At 43.2% G+C, this 614-nt stretch carries 1 protein-coding gene; it reads right to left on the bottom strand.

The features are described 5' to 3' along the window. The coding region (locus tag ACFIKG_RS09760) for a Bgr_08870 family protein (RefSeq protein ID WP_375652249.1) at positions 1-614 on the bottom strand (614 nt) is incomplete at both ends.

Here is a 614-nt window from a genome sequence, read left to right as displayed (position 1 = left end):
ACCGTACAACCGCCACCGCCGCCACCGCCTCCTAAGTAATAAGAATAACCACCCCCACCACTGCCGCCGCCACCCCATGCTTGGATCTCAACTTTAGTTTTATCCGTTACCCAGTCTGGCCATTGAATTTTCCCATCTTGCGTATACAGCAATTCAGCATCAGCAAGAGCCGGCCAATTTGTGATTTTATCGGTCAAATCTTTTTTAAGACTCTTTATCTGTGCCAAGATGGCTGCATCCACTTGTGATTTGGTATAAACAGCTTCGTCATCAACTCTCAAAGGTCCTTTAAGCGAGCTTCCGGTTGTGTTTAGACTGCTAACGACTTTGTTGTTATGGATAAGGTTAAACGACGAATTACCCAACAGTTCTAAGCCACCACTCATAGTGACTTTGCTGGTAAATTTATTATAACTTTGCCATTCATTTGGGCTTGTGAGGTGTCCATAGCTTGTGAGATCTTCATTGATCTTAGCTCTAAAATCATCAAGCCCCACAATATCTTCGGTTTTATGTTGGTGTGCGCCTAATAGAGAGACAGCACTGCCAAAAGTGAAGTTATTATTGCTTGATTTATAGAGAACATAATTGTTGGCAGCATCTTTTGCGCCTTC

The sequence above is a fragment of the Bartonella sp. LB28NMGDW genome, from assembly GCF_042194435.1.
Taxonomy (GTDB): Bacteria; Pseudomonadota; Alphaproteobacteria; order Rhizobiales; family Rhizobiaceae; genus Bartonella; species Bartonella grahamii.
Note: the sequence above shows the minus strand (reverse complement) of the source record. Positions and strands in the feature narration are given on the sequence as shown.